Origin of the sequence: Pseudotamlana haliotis, from assembly GCF_008806375.1 — a bacterium.
Classification (GTDB): Bacteria; Bacteroidota; Bacteroidia; order Flavobacteriales; family Flavobacteriaceae; genus Pseudotamlana; species Pseudotamlana haliotis.
Genome location: NZ_WAAT01000044.1, coordinates 236,417 through 260,349, shown reverse-complemented (window position 1 = coordinate 260,349; position 23,933 = coordinate 236,417). Strand labels below are relative to the sequence as shown.

The 23,933-nt window shown below is 36.5% G+C and carries 20 protein-coding genes; 17 read left to right on the top strand and 3 right to left on the bottom strand.

Features of this window, described 5'->3' with window-relative positions; all coding sequences use genetic code 11:
- Positions 1-200: 200 nt before the first annotated feature.
- Positions 201-2,204, bottom strand: a complete 2,004-nt coding sequence (locus F6U93_RS09770) for a putative porin (protein ID WP_150939281.1) — start codon at positions 2,202-2,204, stop codon at positions 201-203.
- Positions 2,205-2,476: 272 nt separating this feature from the next.
- On the opposite strand from F6U93_RS09770, the gene F6U93_RS09765 reads away from it, so the two are divergent.
- The 3 genes from F6U93_RS09765 (at position 2,477) to F6U93_RS09755 (ending at position 6,676) form a co-directional block, all read left to right on the top strand.
- The gene (locus tag F6U93_RS09765) at positions 2,477-3,076 is read left to right on the top strand and encodes a ribonuclease HII (RefSeq protein ID WP_150939279.1); all 600 of its coding nucleotides are present in this window, start codon (positions 2,477-2,479) and stop codon (positions 3,074-3,076) included.
- A 53-nt stretch (positions 3,077-3,129) separates the two neighbouring features.
- Complete coding sequence (locus F6U93_RS09760) at positions 3,130-5,562, top strand: ribonuclease HII (protein WP_150939277.1); 2,433 nt, start codon at positions 3,130-3,132, stop codon at positions 5,560-5,562.
- Between the two features lie 64 nt (positions 5,563-5,626).
- On the top strand, positions 5,627-6,676 hold the full coding sequence (locus F6U93_RS09755) for a nucleoid-associated protein (RefSeq protein ID WP_150939275.1): 1,050 nt from the start codon (positions 5,627-5,629) through the stop codon (positions 6,674-6,676).
- Positions 6,677-6,901: 225 nt separating this feature from the next.
- Here F6U93_RS09755 and F6U93_RS09750 read toward each other — a convergent pair whose 3' ends face one another.
- Positions 6,902-7,318 (bottom strand): hypothetical protein, encoded by a 417-nt coding sequence (locus tag F6U93_RS09750; protein ID WP_150939273.1) that lies wholly within the window; start codon positions 7,316-7,318, stop codon positions 6,902-6,904.
- 22 nt (positions 7,319-7,340) lie between these two features.
- On the bottom strand, positions 7,341-8,108 hold the full coding sequence (locus F6U93_RS09745; protein ID WP_150939271.1) for an OmpA family protein: 768 nt from the start codon (positions 8,106-8,108) through the stop codon (positions 7,341-7,343).
- Positions 8,109-8,319: 211 nt separating this feature from the next.
- Between F6U93_RS09745 and F6U93_RS09740 the strand changes: the two genes are divergently transcribed.
- The 14 genes from F6U93_RS09740 (at position 8,320) to F6U93_RS09675 (ending at position 23,445) form a co-directional block, all read left to right on the top strand.
- Positions 8,320-8,904 (top strand): acetate uptake transporter, encoded by a 585-nt coding sequence (locus F6U93_RS09740; protein ID WP_150939269.1) that lies wholly within the window; start codon positions 8,320-8,322, stop codon positions 8,902-8,904.
- A gap of 346 nt (positions 8,905-9,250) precedes the next feature.
- Complete coding sequence (locus tag F6U93_RS09735) at positions 9,251-10,210, top strand: bile acid:sodium symporter family protein (RefSeq protein WP_150939267.1); 960 nt, start codon at positions 9,251-9,253, stop codon at positions 10,208-10,210.
- Between the two features lie 462 nt (positions 10,211-10,672).
- Positions 10,673-11,152, top strand: coding sequence for a UpxY family transcription antiterminator (locus F6U93_RS09730; RefSeq protein WP_150939265.1), 480 nt, complete (start codon positions 10,673-10,675; stop codon positions 11,150-11,152).
- Positions 11,153-11,433: 281 nt separating this feature from the next.
- A complete protein-coding gene (locus F6U93_RS09725) occupies positions 11,434-12,096 on the top strand; it encodes a hypothetical protein (RefSeq protein ID WP_150939263.1) in 663 nt (220 codons plus the stop codon).
- Between the two features lie 391 nt (positions 12,097-12,487).
- Positions 12,488-13,606 carry a GDP-mannose 4,6-dehydratase gene (gmd, locus tag F6U93_RS09720; RefSeq protein WP_150939261.1) on the top strand — a complete coding sequence of 373 codons (1,119 nt, stop codon included), beginning with the start codon at positions 12,488-12,490 and terminating at the stop codon, positions 13,604-13,606.
- Positions 13,607-13,794: 188 nt separating this feature from the next.
- Positions 13,795-14,742 carry a GDP-L-fucose synthase family protein gene (locus F6U93_RS09715; protein WP_150939258.1) on the top strand — a complete coding sequence of 316 codons (948 nt, stop codon included), beginning with the start codon at positions 13,795-13,797 and terminating at the stop codon, positions 14,740-14,742.
- A gap of 1,000 nt (positions 14,743-15,742) precedes the next feature.
- The gene (locus tag F6U93_RS09710; RefSeq protein WP_150939256.1) at positions 15,743-17,137 is read left to right on the top strand and encodes a UDP-glucose 6-dehydrogenase; all 1,395 of its coding nucleotides are present in this window, start codon (positions 15,743-15,745) and stop codon (positions 17,135-17,137) included.
- A gap of 2 nt (positions 17,138-17,139) precedes the next feature.
- Positions 17,140-17,613: a DUF2061 domain-containing protein gene (locus F6U93_RS09705; RefSeq protein ID WP_150939254.1), complete on the top strand. Its 474-nt coding sequence runs from the start codon at positions 17,140-17,142 to the stop codon at positions 17,611-17,613.
- Positions 17,553-18,161, top strand: a complete 609-nt coding sequence (gene cysC, locus F6U93_RS09700; RefSeq protein ID WP_150939252.1) for an adenylyl-sulfate kinase — start codon at positions 17,553-17,555, stop codon at positions 18,159-18,161. Before F6U93_RS09705 ends, cysC begins: the two co-directional genes overlap by 61 nt.
- Entirely contained in the window at positions 18,154-19,059 is a 906-nt protein-coding gene (cysD, locus tag F6U93_RS09695; protein ID WP_150939250.1) for a sulfate adenylyltransferase subunit CysD, read from the top strand. The genes cysC and cysD overlap by 8 nt, the downstream gene beginning before the upstream one ends.
- Before the next feature lie 330 nt (positions 19,060-19,389).
- Positions 19,390-19,692, top strand: a complete 303-nt coding sequence (locus tag F6U93_RS09690) for a GIY-YIG nuclease family protein (RefSeq protein ID WP_150939247.1) — start codon at positions 19,390-19,392, stop codon at positions 19,690-19,692.
- A 101-nt stretch (positions 19,693-19,793) separates the two neighbouring features.
- Positions 19,794-21,047 carry a sulfate adenylyltransferase subunit 1 gene (locus F6U93_RS09685; RefSeq protein ID WP_150939245.1) on the top strand — a complete coding sequence of 418 codons (1,254 nt, stop codon included), beginning with the start codon at positions 19,794-19,796 and terminating at the stop codon, positions 21,045-21,047.
- Between the two features lie 299 nt (positions 21,048-21,346).
- Positions 21,347-22,144: a 3'(2'),5'-bisphosphate nucleotidase CysQ gene (gene cysQ / locus F6U93_RS09680; RefSeq protein ID WP_150939243.1), complete on the top strand. Its 798-nt coding sequence runs from the start codon at positions 21,347-21,349 to the stop codon at positions 22,142-22,144.
- A 20-nt stretch (positions 22,145-22,164) separates the two neighbouring features.
- Complete coding sequence (locus tag F6U93_RS09675) at positions 22,165-23,445, top strand: nucleotide sugar dehydrogenase (RefSeq protein ID WP_150939241.1); 1,281 nt, start codon at positions 22,165-22,167, stop codon at positions 23,443-23,445.
- The last annotated feature ends 488 nt before the right edge of the window (positions 23,446-23,933 follow it).

Below are 23,933 nucleotides of genomic sequence, written 5' to 3'. Positions count from 1 at the left end.
ATATTAAAAACGGTCAACATTATTTAGGGAAGTTCAATTAATAATTAAAAACGATCATCGCTATTTGGGAGTTCAATCTGTGAAATCAGCGTAATCTGTGTCTGAAATATCCCTACATGCAACAGTTAGCTACCAAAAACCAATAACTAATAAAAACCTGTATCTGAAATATCCCTGCAACTAAGAGAGAGCAACAAATATTACAAGAATAAATCCCAAACAACACCAAAGCGCACCACAAAATCACGGTATGGGTTGTTAGGCGCCGAGTAGAAATTATAGCCTGTGAAAGACGAATTGAAGTGTTCAGCCTTTAAAAACAATCGGGCTTGACGAATTTTAACATTCACAAAGTAATCGAATCTCGGGAAATTTCCATATTCACGATCGTTTTGAACATAAAATTCAGCCAAAACAGGATTGTAGGCATCCATATAATACTTGGTGAAGTAATTAAAAGTGAGCCCTGTTTGTAAAAACAAGGCCTTTTTAAACATATGACTCGAAAAATACAAGGTATTACGCGTATTAAACTCAGGCACATTTAATACCTGGTTCTCGTCATCAACATTTTGATACTCTATGGTATTATTAAGTGCAAATTTCCCTAAGCGAAACTCCTTATCTAATCGTACTCGTAAATAGTTTATCGTTTTGTCATTTTGAAACGGAGACACTTGTCCGGTTACAGGATCGCCTTTAAAATAAATATAATTATCGATAGTAGAAAAATCTACCGAAACCGTTGCCCAGCGATCGGACACCACTTTAAAGGCTAATTGCTGACTTTCAACATTTGAAAAATCATTCTCCCAGTTATAGTCTAAATAATTACTTTGATATAATAAGGTGTTAAAATTAGGCATCTTTGAACTGTGATTTATAGAAGCCATAGCCTCGATATCCTTGTTCAATTTAAATGACGCATCAGCTTTAAAATAATTCCCGTCAAAATCTCCAGCAATATTAGCCCCAATATCTCCAGACAAATCAAAGCCCTTATATTGCTTATGGTACATCGCCCCTACTGCAACTACATCGCCTTTTAATCGATTTATAATAGTTTCACCTTCAACAATCACTAATTGATCATAACCATAATTATAATAGGAGTCGTTGATATTAAATTGTAAATCACCAATAATATGATTGCTATAATTTAACTGCAACTCATTATATAAAGTTTTAAGGGTGACTTTATCTGATAGGTTACTCGCGTTAAACGAGCTTCCAAAGTAATCGGTATTCGCTGTGTTTTGCTGGTATTCGTAATACTTACTTTCGGCCGATATGATATGATTTACCGTTAATAAGTTTTTAGATATAGAATCATTATTATTGATGATTTTATAGAAGTGATCTAAATGATAACGTTTACCTACCACCATATTTTCGGCATCTTCAAAACCAACCTCTAAAATAGAGCGGTCTAAAAACTCAGGATCACCACTCTCAAAATTAATCACACTGGCATCATCTAGTCCGCCATTTTCTTGGTTCATAAGGTCTTGAGTAACCCAATGCCCTCTAGCATGATAACGGTCGTTTTTTGAGGCATAAGAAAGTGTGAACCTAAAATTACCCGTACTGGTTAGCAAATGTTGATATTTTCCTAGGGAACGTAAGCCTTTGTAAGCAATGGAAAAATTAATACGAGGTGTCATATTAGTCGTAAAAAAGGCATCAACCAATTGTCCTTGCTCAAAAGCCGTTTTATAAAATAACTCGGTTAACGGGGTTGGCACACGATAGTAGTTAATATCTTCAACCTCCATGTAATTAAAATGCCTTGCTCTTGCCCCAAAAAGCGGCATTAACGCGGTGCTCTCAAAGTTATAAGTTAAGCTATTATAGGTTTGCCCTAAATTTGAAAAAGGGATCAATCCGAAATTATCTTTTCTTAAATAATTGAACTTATAATCCTTATGAACAGACAAGGTTGTATCAACGAAAGTCGTATCGTAGGCATGAGAAATGATTTGATACTGTTCAATATCGCCTTTTAGTTTTACCTTTTTATTATCTGTTCTACCTTCTGCAGGCCTAGGTTCTCTAATAGAATCTTGACTTGGTTCTCCTAAACCTTGTTCAAGATCTACTTGAGCACTAATTATATTTGCAAATAAAAGAAGTACGGAAACAAAACATAGCTTAAGAAGTTGAGGCTTCCTTTTTTCAGTATTCCCTTTTATGGTTAGAATCATATTATACTTATAAGTAAATAACAACATTTACGCTGTTATGGCTCGAATCATTTTTCTTGACGCAAAAGTAATTATTTGAACGTAAAGAGCGAGAAATTATTTCAAATAAAGCGGTTCGTTCCAACACGCTGACATTATCCTTAATAAAGAAAGCTGTTTCCTCTACTGAAACCAATTAAGAAAGCACCATACACCATATTTAAAGAGACTCCTTTTTAAATCACTAATAAAATACATGTTCATCTTTTAGATATAATCAATATTTTAGCGACATGTTATTAAAAAATCATTCCGGTTTTATTTTAGAATGTGGCACAGACGAAGCCGGTCGTGGCTGCCTCGCCGGCCCTGTTACTGCAGCGGCTGTTATTCTTCCTGAAAATTTTAAAAACAGTATACTAAACGATTCTAAGCAAATTAGCGAAAAGAAACGCATGCTTTTAAAGCCCATTATTGAAGAACATGCCCTTTGTTTTGAGGTATCACATGTGTATCAGGAAGAAATTGATGAGATTAACATTTTAAATGCTTCTATATTGGCCATGCACAAGGCGATTGAACAGCTACAGACCTTTCCAGAATTTATTATCGTTGATGGCAATAGGTTTAAAGATTACCCTAAAATTCCGCATGAAACCATCATTAAAGGCGATGGCAAATATTTAAGTATTGCCGCCGCTTCGGTTTTAGCAAAAACTTATCGTGATTTATACATGGACAAAATTCATGAAGAATTCCCGATGTACAATTGGAAAAAAAACAAAGGCTACCCCACTAAAGAGCATCGAGCAGCCATTCGTGAATTCGGAATTACAAAATATCACCGCAAATCGTTCCGATTATTACCAGAACAGTTAAAGTTCCCCCTATAAAGGTTTTAAATGAATTAAAAATTATAGTAGGTTTGTAGAAACAAATGCAACCCATGAGATTTTTTTGGATCCCACTCCTACTTATTGTATTGATTAGCTGTAACGAAGCAAACAGTAAACGTTCTGATCTTTTAGATTACACACCAAAAAACACCAGTGTTATCATTAAAACCGGGCAGTTTAACGGACTTAAAAGCAGTATAAAAAATAACGACCTATTAAATCAGCTTTCTGAAACTAGTTCTTATAAAGGTTTGGAAGTTTCATTAAAAAATCTAGACTACTTTAAACCTTCAAACGACTTTTTAATCTGTTTTTCTAAAGATCAAAACGATAGTTTGCAGTATGCCGTAATTGCAAAATTTGAAAAAAACCTGTTTGAAACTGATTCTATTCCGAATTACATGGAAGAATCATTGACTTACGATAAAAAAACCATCACTAAATCTACTATTAATGATGCGACCTTTTATAGCACGGTAATAGACAGCACTTTTTTTGCTTCTTCGTCTAAAACGCTTGTAGAAGCTGTTTTTGAACAAAGACCTGCAGATTCAGAGTTAAAAAAAATATACAACACCACAACTAACGACAAGGCCTTTTCAGTCATTTTGAAACCTGAAAATCCGTTTATAAAATCTATCTTCATTCAAGATTCCCTGCCTTTAAATCATTTTACCGAATACATCGCGCTTGATGTAGAAATGCATCAAAACAACATCCAGTTTAACGGTATCACTCAAGCTAATGATTCTACTGAAAGTATTATTAATAGTTTTAAAGGTACCGTACCGCAGGAAAATCAAATACAACATATTACCCCGTCTAACAGTGATGGGTTTTTAAGTATGACTTTTGATAGTTTTAAAACCTTTGATACCAATCTTCAGCATTTTAGACATACCGATACCTTGATTATGGACACGCCATTGTTTAATGACGTGATTGAAATTGGTGTGATTTATGAAGATGACAAGCGTGCTGTGGTTTTAAACTCTATTGATGTGATTGCAACCAACGACGCCCTTTTGAATGATCAGTCTTTAACCGACACCTACCGTGAGGTTAAAATCTATGATTTCAGTCAGCCAGAGCTTTTTCAGCAGAAATTTTCGCCACTCATTAGCTTTAATAAAGCGACAAACTACTGCGTTATCGATCAGTTTTTTGTGTTTACAAATGATAAAGCCCTCCTTCAAAACATCATCTCAAATTACCAAAACAAAACCACTTTAGCCGAAAAAGACCTCTATAAGAATACCAAGGAAGCCATTAGTGATGCCGCTTCCCTGCTTCAGTTTAACAATTCGGGAGCTTTAAAAAGCATTTTAAATAGAAATTTTGATGCTTCGGAAGATTATAACCTCCCTAATTATAACGCATCGGCCATTCAATTCATTTATGATACAAATTTTGCCCATGTTAACGGTATTCTTCAGAAGAACAAAACTAAGATTCATCAAAACACCATTTCTGAAGTCCTGAACATCAAACTCGATCATCAGCTTTTAAATGACCCGCAGTTTGTAAAAAATCATATTACCAAGCAGCTCGATATTGTCGTTCAAGATGTGAATAATCACCTGTACTTAATTTCTAACAAGGGAAAAATCCTTTGGAAAAAACAACTTCAAGGTCCTGTTTTAGGTCAAATCGAACAAATTGACATGTATAAAAACGGCAGACTTCAATTAGCCTTTGCTACACCAAACCATGTTTATGTACTAGACCGAAACGGTAATGAGGTAAAGCCATTCCCTTTAAAATTCAATGATAAAATCACCCAACCTCTAGCAGTTTATGATTACGATAAACGTAAAAATTACCGTTTACTCGTTACACAGGGAAAAAACCTACTCATGTATGATGCACGAGGAAAATCGATTAAAGGTTTCAAATTCAGTGGCGCCAAAGAGACTATTATTTCCAAACCCGAACATTTTAGACGTTCAGGAAAAGATTATATCGTATTTAAAACCAAAGACAAGCTACATATTTTAAGCCGTACTGGAAAAACGAGGGTGAAAACAAAAACCCATAACAGTTTCTCTGAAGCCCCGGTGTTCCTGTACAATAACAACTTTACAACAACCACTGACACCGGTGATTTAATTTCAACCGATACCCGTGGCGGTGTATCCATCAAAAATTTAAACCTATCCAAAGACCACAGCTTAGCCACGACTAGCAAAACTTTGGTTGCCCAAACGGAAAACAAACTCACGATTAAAGACAAGACTACGGAACTGGATTTCGGACAATATAGCAAACCTGGACTGTTCTACATCAATAATAAAATTTATGTATCAACCACAGACATACATGCCAATAAAGTGTATTTATTCGATAGCCAATCTGAACTGCTTCCTAACTTCCCAGTTTATGGAAACGGCCCTATGGCTTTAGAAAATATCGACAAAGACAATAAATTAGAGTTTGTAACGAAGGGCGAGAATAATTCAATTATACTTTATCAGATTAATTAGCGCGTGATTTCTACATTTATAAGTCAACATAATTTAATACTATTGCATACCAAATAACACACAGATGATTTCTAGAAAAAACGCGTCCATTTCACAGTTTATAATTCATAAAGTTGGTAATAAATTCAACGACACAAAAAATGCTTTTTCAGATAAAACCGTTGAGTTTGACGAAGCCAGTTATGAGCTCATGCTGCCGTTTTTACTCAGACCTTTTGGTAGCGTGGTACAGAGTTATCGTTTTAATCACCATTCCAACATCAGTTTAAACGAAATTAACAGCTACGCCGCACAACTCTTTAATGATGAAGAAGCTTTTGTAGACGTTTCAAAACATATTGTCACCCATTTATTTGAACAATCAAATTCCTCACAAATTAAAACCGGTGATGTTTTAATCGTGATGTTTGAAGGCATTGAGTTTCGTGACATCACGACCAACGCTATTGGCATTTTCAAAATTGAAAGCAAGGTAAATTTCTTTCAAACGTATTTAGAAGACAACAGCTATGATGTTTTAGTTCAGAAAGGAATCAGCTCTAAAAAAGTAGATAAAGGGTGTTTAATTTTAAATCAAAGTGACAACGAAGGTAATATCATCTTAAGTGTCGATAACAACAGTTACGATGCTCAATACTGGCTCAATCATTTTCTGAATATTAAATATGCCGATGATGCCAATAACCACACCCAACAGTACATCGAACTTTGTAAAGAGTTTTCAAACGAAATCATCCAAACCAGTTATGGCGCTCAAGAAAAAAACACTTTTTTAGCCAAAACCATAGATTTTTTCAAGGAAAATGAAACCGTAAACGTCGAGCGTTTTAAGGAAGAACTTTTTGAAGAAGACAAGCACAAAGAAGAATTTGAAGCCTATAAAAAAGAATTTGAAGGGGCTCAAAACCTTATCATCAGAAATCAATTTGATGTAGCTGAAGCGGTAGTAACTAAAGAGAAACGGAAGATAAAAACAGACATCAAACTCGACACCAATATTCAAATTAAATTGGATATTGACGCGCCTGATGCCTCTTCAGAATATTTAGAACGCGGTTATGACGACGAGAAGAAAATGCATTATTATAAGGTGTATTTTAACGCCGAAGATTAAATGTAAAGCTCAAAACACATTGATTATGTCCTTCCGAGGCTAGTAGAAATCTGAATAACATCCAAAAGGTTCTTCAAAAGATTCTTCAGTCGTCCCTCCTTCTGAATGACAAAATTCAGGTACAATCAAAAAGCCATCTAAAAATAAATTCAGATGGCTTTTTTGGTTTAGTTGATAAAGTGTGGTTCGAATTATACTAATTCTTGTTTAAAAAGAGGTTTAGTATTAAACGCCTCCTTTTAAAACGTCTTGCCAATTTTTCAATTCTTCCCACTCACCCAGATGCGCTAAATTAGCTTGTGCTGGCCAAGTTCTGGTCATCCCGCGGTGTGTAATGAATGCAGGTCCTGCATCTACAAGCATGGTTTCAAGAAAATCAATTGGTGTATTAGACAGTTGTTTATAGCTTATAATGCCTTTATCGTTAAGAAGTCCTTCTATTTTCGGACCAATACCTTCTATCTTTTTCAAATCCTGCTTCACGTAGGTTTCTTTTTCTTCGCTACCACCGCAGCCAAAAATAGACTTTAATAACCATCCTAAAAGGAAACCTAATATAAAGGCTGCCAAGAGCCATAAAAACCAAGGCCAAAAGACGTCAGATCCGTCGCAAGCTGTTGTACTTATTTGTAATAATCTCATAATTTATTTTTTTGGTTAATTGTTATTTTGAAATATGTATTTCTACTCGTCTGTTAAGCTTTTTATTTTCTGGTGAATCATTTGGTTTCAACGGCATGCTTTCCCCTTTAGATTCTACGGTGATTTTATCTTCAGCTACCCCTAGACCTATTAAATGTGCCTTATATGCGTTAGCGCGTTTAAGTCCGAGATCTTCATTATAATCCGATGCCCCGTCGCTATCCGTATGTCCCACAAGTTGAATATGGTCTCCAGAATCCTTTAAAAAAGCTGCTAATTCTTTAAAGTAAGCCAGTACACTTTCGTTAGAAACTTCTTCGGTAGAATCATACTTATAAAATACCATTGTGGTACCAAAGTGCTCAACAACATGATCATTTCGAGTCACCCATTTATATTTCAACTCATGTAAAATTTTAACTTGAGTTGTTTCACAATCGCTGGCAGCTCTGGCTCCAGTTTCAATGTCTTCTGAAGGTAATTCAGTAAATAAAGCTTTTACTTTTTCAGCACGATCAAGTCCGGCTTGTTCAGTTTCACCTGTAAAATAAGGCCCTACTAAAAGCAGTTTCTTCCCTTCTACTTGAGCATCAATAATCTCTTGTTTTTTTTCTGGCCATAAATCATTGGTAATGACTTCACCGGTGGCACAATCAAAAATTAACGGCCCGTAGGTCACAACAGGCTCGGGTTCCGCACAACATACTACCGTATCTTTATACCAGGCCCAGCTAAACCAAGCCAAGAGCAGAAAAAGAATAAACAGTACTAAAGCTAATGTTTTTTTCATTTTTATGATTTTTAGTTTCGCTCTTAAATGTACGAAAAAAACGATAACACATAGACTTTAACTTTCGTAAACTAATAAACAACATGGCTTTTAAAATTCATAACAATTAATTTGTAAAGCTTTAGGTCTCTTATGATTATCATTACAAACTGATAATACTCATGTTTTTTACTTTTTCGAATCCATAATTTCGCAGCTTAAAATATATCTCATGGAAATAAAAACAACACAAATAGCCGATAGCACAGCAAACCCTGCCCCATTAGGCTTATTAGCATTCGGGATGACTACCGTATTATTAAACTTTCACAATGCCGGCATGTTTGAATTAGACGCTATTATTTTAGGCATGGGTATTTTCTACGGGGGCCTTGCACAGGTTATTGCAGGCATCATGGAATGGAAAAAAGGAAACACTTTTGCTACAACGGCTTTTACATCATACGGCTTTTTCTGGCTAAGTTTTGTGGCCTTAGTACTTTTACCAAAAACAGGTTTAATAGCTGCTCCTGAAAATGCATCCTTAGTCGCTTATTTGGTAATGTGGGGCATTTTTACCGGAGCCCTATTTATTGGAACCCTAAAAATTAGCCGTGCTTTACAGTTTGTGTTTGCTTCATTAACCCTACTCTTCTTTTTATTAGCCCTTGGAGATTACACACACAGCGAAACTATAGGTCATTTAGCAGGCTACGTAGGTATTGTTTGTGGGTTTTCGGCCATATATACCGGCTTTGCTCAAGTGATTAATGAATTGTACAAAAAAGTGGTACTTACTATTGGACCTATGGATTAGTTTAAACAGACTATTAGATAAAAACAACCTTTCTCGACTCCGCTCGAAGCCCATCATAAATCATGAATGAAACCGGTGTTCGAGCGGAGTCGAGAACTTTTCTCACTACCAAAAAAAAATCACGTAAAGATGAATAAATCCCAAAATTGTTAAAAACAAAAAAAAATTATACGTCAACGAAGTTGTGTCATTCCGACGCTAGGAGGAATCTATTTCAACAATCAATCAGCTCCATTAATTCCTTAAATACCACCTTCTCGACTCCGCTCGAAGACCGTAAACAAACAATTTCAAAGGCGGAGTCGAGAACAAAATCATTACATTTAAAGTCAGAAAAACGAAATCAATGAAAATCGACAAATTCGTTCTATGCATTGTAGTCACGATCACTCTGGCTTACTTTTTTCCGCAATGGGGAAGTACGCAAAGTCCAATACCTTTAGACCGCATCAGCACTATTGGCGTATCCTTAATTTTCTTTTTCTACGGCTTAAAATTAAGTCCGAACAAAATTAAAGCGGGATTACACAACTGGAAACTTCACCTACTGGTCCAATCAACCACCTTTTTGCTTTTTCCGTTGATTGTTCTAGCTGCAAAACCATTTATTGTTACAGAAGAAGCCAACAGCCTGTGGTTATCCTTTCTCTTTTTAGCAGCCTTACCATCAACGGTATCTTCATCAGTAGTCATGGTATCGATGGCAAAGGGCAATGTGCCAGCAGCCATTTTTAATGCGAGTATTTCTGGACTTATTGGTATTGTGATTACGCCGCTGTGGTTAGAGCTCTTCATTCCTGAGCGTACTGCCAATTTCGACCTTAGTCAGATTTACATCAGCTTAATCGTCACGATACTGCTTCCCGTATTTTTAGGAATCCTTTTACAACGCTTCGGAAACCGTTTTGTTGAAAAATACAAACAGTACCTAACCACTTTTGACAAACTTGTTATCCTATTAATCATATATAAAAGCTTTGCCCACTCCTTTATAGCAGGTATTTTTAGTGGAATCAACATGACAGACTTACTACTCATTTCAGGACTACTCCTACTTCTGTTTTATACGGTGTATTTCACGGTTGCCTTCATAGCAAAAAAACTACATTTTAATCAAGAAGATCAAATCACAGCACAGTTTTGTGGCACAAAAAAATCCTTGGTTCACGGTACGGTATTCTCTGAAATATTGTTTCCAGCAACCTACCCCATCGGTCTAATCCTCTTACCGGTGATGATTTTTCACGCCATGCAAATTTTCATCATCAGCATCATAGCCTCACACTTAGGAAAAACCTCCACTTAACTACTTAACTACTTAACTACTTAACTCCTTACCCCCTCAAATCCTTAACTACTTAACTCCTCAACTCCTTACCTCCTCAACTACTCTAAAACCTCCTCAACTACTCAACTACTCAACTACTTCACCCCTCACCCCCTTACAAAAAACCAAACCCAAACCCACTTCTAAAACAAAATCCCTAAACTTCATATCAAAATTTTAAATTAACCGTAAAAACACCAAATATTTACAGCTGTTTAATGTTTAGTTAAAGTCATGTTAAGAAAATTCCATAACTTTGCAGTCGAAATATGACAATCATGACTTGACAGAAACAGAGTATATTATATTAATCCATTAATCCCTATCATTGTGAAAAAAATAAAACTTTTTAGTATGATTTCCCTCTCTCTCTTAATCATTGGCTCATCCCTATCCTTACTATATGTTATTATGTGTTGTTAAATATTTTAATAAACATTAATGCATAACAGCTCCCTAAAGGATTGGAAAGTCTTATACGTTAAACCAAGAAATGAAAAGAAGGTGGTTACCGCACTTTCAAAGCTTGGTTTGATGGCTTATTGTCCAATAGTGACAGAAATTCGACAATGGTCAGACCGTAAAAAAAAGGTAGAAGTTCCACTACTCACATCTTATGTCCTTGTTAAAATCAAGGATAATGAACACGATTTGGTTTTTCAAGTCCCAGGTGTAGTACGTTATCTTTTTTGGTTAGGCAAACCGGCTTTGGTAAAAGATAGCGATGTAGAAGTTATGAAAAATTGGCTTAACAAGGAACAAACTAAAGCCCAAGTTGATAACATTCAACCTGGCGACCGTATAAAAATAAAAGAGGGCGTTTTTAAAGGTAAAAAAGCCCTAGTTCATGAAATAAATACCAATAGAATCCAATTGATTTTATTAGATTTGGATATAAAAATTACTTTTAGCCGAAACTAAAGCGGTTTTAAGTATTTTTTTTGGTAAGATATCAACCTTTGCTGTGACTCAGGAGGCGTAGCGGTGGGATAAAGTCACGAAAACAGCCTATCAACACGCTAAATATCTAAAAAAAGAACCCCAAAAATAACGTTAAAACCAAACACAAAAACAGGATCTATGGTCGACCATATAAAATAATCGCCATACATCGTATTAATGAGTCCATTTTTGTGAAAAACGATACATTTACAATTGGATTATAATATCCAAAAACAACTTAACCAACCCCTAATTTATACATGAAAACTACGAAGTTTTACCTACTTCTTTCTTTATTGTGGATTAACCTTATAACGGCTCAAGAACAATCAGAATCTATTATTGTTGAAGCCCCATCCGACCGCTTTACGAACAACTGGAGTTTTTCTGCTGGCGTTAACATGGTTGACGACTCGGGCAATAGTCTAAATACACTCTTCGATTTTAAAGAAAACAGAAAACACAATTGGGCCTTCAAAAATCCTATTTATCTTGGTGCCACGTATTATTACAAGGCACAATTTAGCTTTTATGCCAGGACTTCCTTTAATAGTTTCAAACCAGGAAAAAGTATTGATGGCACCGTAGTGGACGAGCAATCTAATCCCGGTTTTTTTGCCTTCGACCTGGGTACCCTATACTCTTTTAAAAAATTGATGAATTCTGAAATCTTTGATTTGTATATCGGTTATGGTTTCGGCTATACCAATATAGGAGACTACATCAATCAAAAAGATCAACAAGAAATAGACCCCAAAGGGCGAATTACAGGTAATGCTTCAGGAGGCCTTAATATTTGGCTTACTAAAAATATCGCTCTAAACATGGAGGCCATAGCTAAGTTGGCATATACCACAGATACAAGTCATTATTTACAATATAATTTGGGTGTGGTTTATTTGCTGTCTAAAACACCCCTGTAGTCCCCTCATGGGGACAGGAATGACGTGAAAGCTTAAACTTTAGATAATACCCGGCCTAGCTAGCGTTATCGTAAAATTTGAAGTGAAGTATCCGTAAAATTTTAAGCTGTTTGAGCTACATCTCATAATCAACTTTGTAGAAAACCCTCAAGCGAGTTCCTAAAATTTAGGATACAAACAAAAAATTTAGAAACAAGCTTGTAAGACAAGACTTTTTTTTTACTTTTTTTGGCAATGAAAAAAAGTAAAGACATTTAAAAGACACACACATAATATCATGAGATGCTGAAACACCCGGCAGGCAGAAGTTCAGCATGACGAAATCAATAAACTTTAGATAATACACGGCCTAACAACCGATATTGTAAAAATAGCGACGTTAACTAAAAACATGAGTCAGAAAGTAGCATTTATCACCGGAGTAACAGGCCAAGACGGAGCCTATTTAAGTGAGTTCTTATTAAAAAAAGGGTACATTGTACACGGTTTAAAACGCCGTTCGTCCTTATTTAACACCGATAGGATTGATCATTTGTATCAAGATCCGCATATCGAAGATCGTAACTTTATTTTGCACTATGGTGATATGACCGATAGTACAAACCTCATTCGCTTAATTCAGGAAATTCAACCTGATGAAATCTACAACTTAGCCGCGATGAGTCATGTACATGTGTCTTTTGAAATGCCCGAATACACCGCCAATGCCGATGGTATCGGAACCTTAAGGTTGTTAGATGCCATTCGATTATTGGGTCTTGAAAAGAAAACCCGTATCTACCAAGCATCAACTTCCGAGTTATACGGAAAAGTACAAGAGGTGCCACAATCAGAAACCACACCCTTTTATCCACGTTCACCATATGCCGTAGCAAAAATGTACGCTTTTTGGATTACCGTAAACTACCGTGAAGCCTATGGTATTTATGCTTGTAACGGCATCCTCTTTAACCATGAGTCGCCTATTCGAGGGGAAACTTTCGTAACCCGTAAAATTACAAGAGCCACCTCAAGAATTGCCTTGGGTATGCAGGACAAATTTTACTTAGGGAATTTAGATGCCAAACGTGATTGGGGACATGCGAAAGACTATGTGCGCATGATGTGGATGATTCTTCAAGCTGATGAAGCCGAAGACTGGGTAATCGCTACAGGAAAAACCACAACCGTTAGAGATTTTGTGCGTTTAAGCTTTGCTGAAGTAGGTATTGAACTAGAATTTAAAGGTGAAGGTGTTAACGAAAAGGCCTTTGTAAAATCTTGTTCTAATGACGATTATCAGTTAGAAATAGGTAAAGAAATTTTAGCAGTTGACCCAAGGTATTTCCGTCCTACTGAGGTAGAACTTCTTATTGGCGATGCTACTAAAGCCAATGAAAAATTAGGTTGGAAATGTCAATATGAGTTAGCTGACTTAGTTAAAGATATGATGACAAGTGATTTAAACCTCATGAAGAAAGATCAGTATTTAGCTGATGCTGATTATAGGACGTTGAATTATTATGAGTAAAAATGACCATTGACGGTTGACAGTTGACAGTTGACAATGAAACGTTAACAAAAAAAAACATGAATATCAACGAGTTAGACATAGTTTCAAAAATAAAATACAAAAGTTAAAACCTTGTTGGAACCCCGTCAAAAGTCAAAGGTTAACAGTCAACGGTCAGAAAAACAGTCAACAGTCAAACGAAAAAAATGAACAAACAATCAAAAATATACATCGCAGGCCATCGTGGCATGGTAGGTTCGGCGATTTGGCGCGCTTTAGAAGCCGAAGGATATACCAACCTTATCGGAAAAACGAGTAAAGAACTCGATTTACGTAATCAAACTGCAGTAAATAATTTTATAAGCACTGAAAAACCCGATGTGATTATTGATGCAGCGGCGAAAGTAGGTGGTATTTTAGCAAACAGCCAATACCAATATGAGTTTCTGTTAGAAAACATGCAAATTCAGAATAATTTAATTGATGCCGCACACAAACACGAAGTTTCAAAATTTATTTTCTTAGGAAGCTCTTGCATATACCCCAAGTTAGCCACGCAACCCTTAAAAGAAGAGGATCTGCTAACAGGACCACTAGAACCTACAAACGATGGTTACGCTATCGCTAAAATTTCTGGCGTTCGCTTATGCAAAGCCATCAGAGATCAATACGGTAAGGACTTTGTGAGCCTGATGCCTACAAATTTATACGGCCCCTTTGATAACTTCGATTTAAAATCATCACACGTGCTACCGGCAATGATACGTAAGTTTCATGAAGCTAAAGCAAATAGTGAGCCTGTCGAACTATGGGGCAGCGGCACCCCCATGCGTGAATTTTTACATGTAGATGATTTGGCACAAGCTGTGATTTTTGCTATAGAAAACAAGTTACCAGAACACCTGTACAACGTAGGCACCGGTACCGACGTCACCATTAAACACCTCGCCGAAACCATTCAAAATATAGTAGGTCATACAGGCGAAATCATCTGGGACAGCACCAAACCAGACGGCACTCCAAGAAAACTCATGGACGTTTCTAAAATGAATAACATAGGCTGGAAAGCCTCAACCACTTTAGAAGAAGGCATCAAAGACACCTACAAATGGTTCTTGTCAAATGTTGAAAATTATAAAGAGGTAAAAATGTAGGATTTATGCCGTATGCTATCAGCTGTACGCTATATGCTAAAACATGTTTGTCACACTGAGCTTATCGTAATGAATATAAGTAACAAGTTTAATTGGGCTTCGACAAGCTCTGCCTGACAATATGTTTTCAGTATTAACACCACGTCTCAATGATCACGCAATGTCACACTGAGCCTGTCGAAGTGCAGATGAAAAGAAAAACACAAATAGTAAACGTAAACAAATATCCCCTGTAGAAGATTATAGGGGTGTACATAGAGGTTTAGAAATAACACCCCTAATGGCTACGCCAGGTACCTTCAATATAAACGATGTTTCCATTTCGGTAATCCTCAAGGGGACAAGAAAAACGAGAAAGTTTAAACTTCAGATAAAACCGGCCTAGCAAGCGGTATCGTGAAATTAGAAGTGAAGCCTCCGTAAAATTTTAGGCTGTTTGAGCTACATCTCATAATCAACTTTGTAGAAAACACTCAAGCGAGTTCCTAAAATTTAAGAGGCAAACGAAAAATTCAGATACAAGCTTGTCAGCCTAGACTTTTTTGTTACTTTTTTTGGCAATGAAAAAAAGTAAAAGCATTAAAAAGAAAACACATACACAATATATGATGAGACGCTAAAACCCCATGCCTACCGACAGGCAGGAGTTCAGCATGACACACGAGTTCAGCATAACGAAAACAATAAACTTCAGATAAAACCCGGCCTAGCAAGCGGTATCGTGAAATTAGAAGTGAAGGCTCCGTAAAATTTTAGGCTGTTTGAGCTACATCTCATAATCAACTTTGTAATAAACACTCAAGCCAGTTCCTAAAATTTAGGAGGCAAACGAAAAATTTAGATACAAGCTTGTAAGCCTAGACTTTTTGTTACTTTTTTTGGCAATGAAAAAAAGTAAAGAAATAAAAACATATTAAAACTAAAGATAACGTGCGTAGCACATAAGGGTATTGACATCACCTTGTACCTTTGAAACTTTAAAACTTTGAAACTAAAAACATTGAAAACAATAAAATCAATTTGCTGCATCGGTGCAGGTTACGTAGGAGGACCAACCATGTCAGTTATCGCACAGAAAAACCCAAACATTAAAGTCACTGTAGTCGATTTAAACCAGCAACGTATTGCCGATTGGAACGATCAAGACCTATCTAAACTCCCTATTTTCGAGCCTGGTTTAGACCAAGTGGTTGAAGAAGCTAGAGGAAGAAACTTATTTTTCTCAACACAAGTTGATGAGGCGATAGATGAAGCCGATATGATTTTTATATCGGTAAACACCCCTACTAAAACCTACGGCAAAGGTGTAGGGATGGCAGCTGATTTAAAATATGTAGAGCTTTGTGCACGACAAATTGCTAGAGTCGCCACATCCGATAAAATTGTAGTTGAAAAATCAACCTTACCCGTAAGAACGGCACAGGCCATAAAGAGTATTTTAGACCATACCGGTAACGGGGTGAAATTTCAAATCCTTTCCAATCCAGAGTTTTTAGCCGAAGGTACCGCGATGACGGACTTGGCAAACCCTGACCGTGTATTGATTGGAGGCGAACAAACCCCTGAAGGTAAAAAGGCTATTGAAGCTTTAGTTAATATCTATGGCGCTTGGGTGCCTAAAACCCAAATTTTAACAACCAATTTATGGTCTTCAGAGCTATCTAAATTAGTAGCGAACGCCTTTTTAGCTCAGCGTGTCTCTTCCATTAATGCCATTTCCGAACTTTGTGAAGCTACTGAAGCCAATGTGGAAGAAGTGGCAAAAGCCATTGGTATGGATTCCCGTATCGGACCTAAATTCCTAAAAGCATCCGTTGGTTTTGGAGGGTCTTGTTTTCAGAAGGATATTTTAAATTTGGTTTATATTTCTAAATCTTTAGGATTAAATGAAGTTGCCGATTATTGGGAACAGGTCATCATCATGAACAACCACCAACGTAATCGCTTCGCCAACAATATCGTATCAAACTTGTATAATACGGTGTCAGGTAAAAAGATTGCCTTTTTAGGTTGGGCCTTTAAGAAAGACACGAACGATACAAGAGAATCAGCTGCTATTTACGTGGCGGATAAACTAATCGATGAGCAAGCACAAATTTCTGTTTACGACCCCAAGGTTTCTGCAACACAAATGCAATCCGATTTAAATTATTTAAACACGAGAACAGAAACAGAAAATAAAACCTATTTAAAAACCAAAACCGACCCTTACAAGGCGTTGGAAAGCGCACATGCCATTGCTGTATTAACAGAATGGGATGAATTTAAAGATTATGACTGGCAACGCATTTATGAGGCTATGATTAAACCAGCCTTTGTTTTTGATGGTCGTAACGTATTAGATCAAGAACAATTAAAAGCTATAGGTTTTCAAGTACAATCTATAGGTAAATAATAATGTCAAAAAAAGTATACAAACGTCATATCATTAAAGCGATAACATGGCGCTTGGTAGGTACATTAGATACAATACTATTATCCTGGATCATTTCAGGGAGTCCTTTAGTTGGGCTGAAAATAGGCGTCTTTGAAGTAGTCACAAAAATGGCGCTATATTATGTTCACGAACAGGTTTGGTTTAAAATTAAAATACCAGAGAGCAAAAAAAGACATCTATTCAAAACCGTTACATGGCGTGTTATTGGTACCATAGACACCATGGTATTGGCTTGGATCATTTCAGGCAACCCCTTAACAGGTTTAAGTATAGGTGCTGCCGAAGTCATAACAAAAATGGGACTTTACTATTTACACGAACGGGCTTGGTATAAAATAGATTATGGATTAGAAAGAAGAAAACCCTCAGAAAAATGGAAAAAAACATCACAGCGCACGAATACAAAATATGTCGATTCGAACGTCAAAAATTAAATGGGCATAATTCCTTTTTAATTTTTTTCACAGGCTTGTCAGGCTCAGGTAAATCTACCATTGCCAACGCTTTAGAAGAACGTTTAAACCATAGTAAAATCCATACCTATGTACTCGATGGCGATAATGTAAGACGTGGTATCAATCAAAATTTAGGCTTTTCCCCTGAAGACCGTTCAGAAAATAACCGACGCATTGGAGAAATCTCAAAATTATTTATAGATGCTGGGTTAGTTGTTATGGCAGCCTTTGTCGCTCCGTATCAAAAGGACCGCAATTTTATAAAGGAAACGGTAAATCCTGATAATTTCGTTGAAGTTTTTGTAAACACCAGCTTAGAAGTCTGCGAAGAACGTGATATTAAAGGCTTGTATAAAAAAGCACGTGCTGGTGTAATTAAAAATATGACAGGTATTTCAGCGCCTTACGAAGCACCAGAAAATCCTGATGTTGAAGTGTCACACTTAAACAGTATTGAAGAATCGGTTGATATTATATTTCAAGCCATTAAAAATAAATTAGACCTTAAAAAAAGTATTAATGAGTAAATATTATTTAAATTATTTGGACGAATTAGAGTCGGAAGCCATTTATGTATTACGAGAAGTATGGGCGCAATTTGAAAACCCTGTCATTTTATTTTCTGGAGGTAAAGATTCAATCCTAATAACACACTTAGCTAAAAAAGCATTCTACCCTTCTAAGATACCGTTCCCATTAATGCACGTAGATACTGGGCATAATTTCCCTGAAACCATTCAGTTTAGAGATGATATTATTAATGATTTAGGGGCTAAACTTATCGTGGGCTCCGTACAAGAGTCTATTGATGATGGCCGTGTAGCTGAAGAAAAAGGTAAAAATGCTACCCGAAATGCGTTACAAATCACAACTCTTTTGGACGCTATAGAAGCTAATAAAATTGATTGTGCCATTGGCGGTGGTCGTCGTGATGAAGAAAAAGCTAGAGCTAAAGAACGCTTCTTCTCACACAGAGATGATTTTGGTCAATGGGATCCTAAAAACCAACGTCCAGAACTTTGGAACATTTTTAACGGAAAACATTTTGAAGGTGAACATTTTAGAGCCTTCCCTATTTCCAATTGGACTGAAATGGATGTTTGGAACTACATCAAAAGGGAAAACATTGCCATTCCTTCATTATATTTTGCGCATGAACGTGAAGTGGTTTGGAGACAAGATGCATGGATTCCAAATTCTGAGTTTTTAGTGTTAGAAGATCATGAAGAAATTGTCACTAAAAAAATCCGATTTAGAACTTTAGGAGATATTACCATCACTGGAGGTATTGAATCTGATGCTGACAGCTTAGAAAAAATCGCAGATGAAGTCTCTGGTATGCGTCAAACCGAACGTGGTAACAGAAGTGACGACAAGCGTTCAGAATCCGCCATGGAAGATCGTAAGCGTCAAGGGTATTTTTAAAACCCTATGTCACAATGAACCTTGTCACACTGAGCCTGTCGAAGTGAGGTCGAAGCACTGTCAAAGTATTATTGAAACAACACAAAACTCAATCAAAACACGAAATAAAAAATAAAACACACTGTCAGCCTGAGCCTGTCGAAGGCCAATTGAAGACCAATTGAAGGCCAATCGAAGCACTACCAAAATAAAACAAACACCAAAACAATATAGCACTTCGACAAGCTCAGTGTGACAACATAACATAACTCAATCAAAGCACGAAACACGAAATAAAACGCACTGTCAGCCTGAGCCTGTCGAAGGCCAATCGAAGCCCAATCAAATAAGATGAAAATATATTATGTTTACATACTTAAATGCAAAGATGATTCATATTACATTGGAATAACTTCAAACTTGACACAACGCATAACAGAACATAATACAGGAAAAGACAAAGGCTCTTACACCTATAATAAAAGGCCTGTAATATTAAAATGGTTTGCAGAATTTACAGATGTTAATCTAGCAATTCAAAAAGAAAAACAATTAAAAGGCTGGAGTCGAAGAAAAAAGCAAGCATTGATAGAAGAAGATTGGGATAAACTAGTAGAATTTTCAAAAAACTATACTGAATATGGTAGACAATGAACGTTTAACTACCCTTCGACAAGCTCAGGGTGACAATTTCGACAAGCTCAGGATGACAGTTTCGACAAGCTCAGGATGACAACACAAATAAAACACACACCATGATAGACAACAACCAACTTTTAAGATTTACAACAGCAGGAAGTGTAGATGACGGAAAAAGTACATTAATCGGCCGACTTCTATACGATTCGAAATCCATTTTTGAAGACCAATTAGAATCCATTGAAAATACAAGTCGTAAAAAAGGGCATGAAGGTGTTGATTTAGCCTTGTTTACTGACGGCTTACGTGACGAACGCGAGCAGGGTATTACGATTGATGTAGCCTATAGATATTTCACCACACCAAAGCGTAAATTCATTATTGCTGATACGCCAGGACATATTCAATACACCAGAAACATGGTCACCGGAGCTTCTTCTGCCAATGTAGCTACCATCTTAATAGATGCCCGTCATGGGGTTATAGAACAAACCAAACGTCATGCATTTATTGCCTCTCTATTACAAATACCACACGTTATTGTTTGTGTAAACAAAATGGATTTGGTAGATTTTTCCGAAGACACCTTTAACGATATCGTAAATCAATTTGAAGATGTGGCTTCTAAGTTATTGATTAAAGACGTTCGTTATATTCCAATGAGTGCGTTATTAGGAGATAATGTGGTTAACAAATCTGAAAACATGGCATGGTACCAAGGTGCCCCTATGTTACATACTTTAGAGACCATGCACATTAGTAGCGATATCAACAAAGTCGATGCGCGTTTTCCTGTTCAAACCGTTTTAAGACCACAAAGTGAGGCTTTTAGAGATTACAGAGGCTATGCCGGACGTGTAGCTAGTGGTATTTTCAGACCAGGAGACGAGGTAACCATTTTGCCTTCAGGGTTTTGTTCTAAAATCAAAACCATCGATACATTAGATCAAACTTTAGAAGAGGCCTTTGCTCCTATGTCTATTTCCATGACCTTAGAAGATGATATCGATATTAGCCGAGGAGATATGATTGTCCGTTCAAACAATGTACCTGAAACTTCTCAAGACTTAGAAGTCATGTTATGCTGGTTACATAATGAACCGGCAAAACCAAGAGCAAAGTACAGTATTCGCCATACCTCTAACGATCAAAAAGCTATGATTAAAGAGGTGATCCATAAGATAGATATCAAAACACTGGGCCGTATTACTGATGATAGTCCGCTTAAAATGAACGAAATTTCAAAGGTTAAAATTAGAACAACAAAACCTTTAATGGCCGATTCATATCGTGAAAACCGTGCCACGGGTAGCTTTATTTTAATAGACGACACGACAAACGATACTGTAGCCGCAGGCATGATTGTTTAGTTATTGGTTGTTAGTTGTTAGTTGTTAGTTGTTAGTTAAAGGTTTTTGATTCTTGATAAGAAAACAAAATGGCCTTACCTTTTTAAAATTTATATTGAACAACATTCCGTCAAAAGTCAATTGTCAATTGTCAACCGTCAAACAGAAAAACCATTAACATAATTCGTTTCTAAAGATTTTAATTGCAAACTAATTAAATCATGAATAGCACATTTGAAAAGCTAAAGTTAAAATTTTAATCAAACCCCGTCAAAAGTCAACAGTCAACAGTCAACCGTCAATTGTCAACATTCAACAAAATGAAAAAACTTACCGAATTAGCCATTAAGGCCGCCTTACTAGCAGGACAACGTATAATGGAAATTTATGATACCGAAGATTTTGAAGTCAACTTTAAAAGTGACGATTCCCCTTTAACCAAAGCTGATATCGCATCACATAACATTATAGTAAAGGCTTTAGAAACCCTACCCTACCCTATTCTATCTGAAGAAGGACAAAACGTATCTTTTGAAGACCGAAAAAACTGGAACCAACTCTGGATTGTCGATCCTATTGATGGCACCAAAGAGTTCATAAAAAGAAATGGAGAGTTTACCGTAAACATCGCTTATGTAGAAAATCAATTTCCTACTCTTGGTGTTATTTATGTTCCTGCTCAAAACATTTTATACTTTGCCAACAATGAAATAGGTGCCTTCAAATTAACTGATCCGGCCATGGATTTTTCTTTAGAACACATGCTAGACAAGGCTAAAAAAATGCCTCTAGACCATAAAAAAGAAAGATTTACCATCGTAGCCAGTCGCTCGCACTTATCACCAGAAACACAGGAGTTTATCGATAGCATGAAAGCCAAGCACGGTGAAGTAGAAACGATTTCGAAAGGGAGCAGCCTAAAACTTTGCATGGTGGCTGAAGGTATCGCAGACTGCTACCCGCGTTTTGCCCCCACCATGGAATGGGATACTGCTGCTGGCAACGCCATTTGTTTAGCCGCTGGCTTCGATGTGATTGATCAAGGCACTGGGGTAAATATGCTTTATAACCGTGAGGAATTATTAAATAATTGGTTTTTAGTAAAAAAAGAAATTTAGTTTTTAAAGATAAAATTACGATGAGTGAAAACAATAAAATAGCAGTCATTGGCTTAGGCTATGTCGGGCTACCTTTAGCACGTTTATTTGCCACAAAATATCCAACGGTAGGGTTCGATGTGAATACCAAAAGAGTGGCCGAGCTAAATTCAGGAACAGACAGTACGCTTGAAGTAGCAAGCGATATTCTTCAAGCCGTTTTAGTGAAACAACCCACATTACAAAAGGGTCTATATTGCACAACAAATCTTGAACAGCTGTCGCACTGTAACTATTTTATCATTACCGTACCTACACCTGTAGACAAAAACAACACCCCAGATTTCACCCCACTAATTAAAGCCAGTGAAATGGTAGCGAAAGTTCTAAAAAAAGGAGACATTGTTATTTACGAATCTACGGTTTACCCCGGAGCAACCGAAGAAGTGTGCATACCCATACTGGAAAAAAACTCTGGATTACAGTTTAATAGTGATTTTTATGCGGGTTATTCCCCAGAACGTATCAATCCAGGAGATAAAAAACACACCGTTGAAAAAATTCTTAAAGTCACTTCCGGTTCTACTCCAGAAATAGGTATTCAAGTTAATGAATTATACAAATCGGTTATTACAGCAGGTACACACCTCGCACCAACTATAAAAGTGGCCGAGGCCTCTAAAGTGATAGAAAATGCACAACGCGATATCAACATCGCCTTTGTTAACGAACTCGCTAAAATATTTAACCTACTAGATATCGATACTCATGCCGTGCTAGAAGCCGCTGGAACCAAATGGAATTTCCTGCCCTTTAAACCCGGACTGGTAGGCGGTCATTGTATAGGCGTAGACCCTTATTATTTGGCTCAAAAAGCACAACAAGTAGGTTACCACCCAGAGATCATATTGGCAGGCCGCCGTATTAATGACAGCATGGGGAAATATGTGGCTACCGAGGTGATAAAACTCATGATTAATAAGGAAATTAAAGTGAAAAAAGCCAACATCTTGGTTTTAGGCATCACCTTTAAAGAAAATTGTCCAGACGTGCGTAACACACGTGCCGTAGATGTGGTGAACGAACTAAAACAATTTGGAACACAAGTCACTATTTACGACCCACTAGCCAACCCTGAAGAGGTCATGCATGAATATGGACTAGTAACCAGTAACCAAAAACCAAATACAACTTTTGACGCCATCGTTTTAACTGTAGCGCACAAAGCATTTGCCAACATGAACCTGAAAACCCTATTAAACCCCAATGGTATTATTTACGATGTAAAAGGGGTGTTAACTGAAGTTGAAGGTAAGTTATAATACAACTTCTAATAAAAAATATTAAACATAAATAAACCCTAACAAACTGGTGAATAATATAAATATCCATCAGAAAAACAATAAAAACCTAATTATAAACAAGATCTACCAAAAAATATAATAATTAAGCAGCACTAAAAACACACAAATAAATCATAATATTTATGAAAACGAAGGTTTTGAAGTCAACTTTAAAAGCAACCATCCCCATTAACTAAAGCTGATATCGCATCACATAATATTATAGTAAAAAGTCTAAAATCCTTACACTATTTTTTGTAAAGTAGATTAAGACACACATTATGAAGCTTGAAAAAATTGGAGCTAACTATGGATTGTAACCCTAATGATAGTACCAAAAAATTGATAAAAAGAAATAGAGAGTTTTCTTTAAATAATTGCCTCTGTAGAAAAACAAGTCCGTACTCTTGGTGTTATTTAGGTTCCTCTCAAGACATTTTTTATTTTTTAATACTTAAATTGGCGCC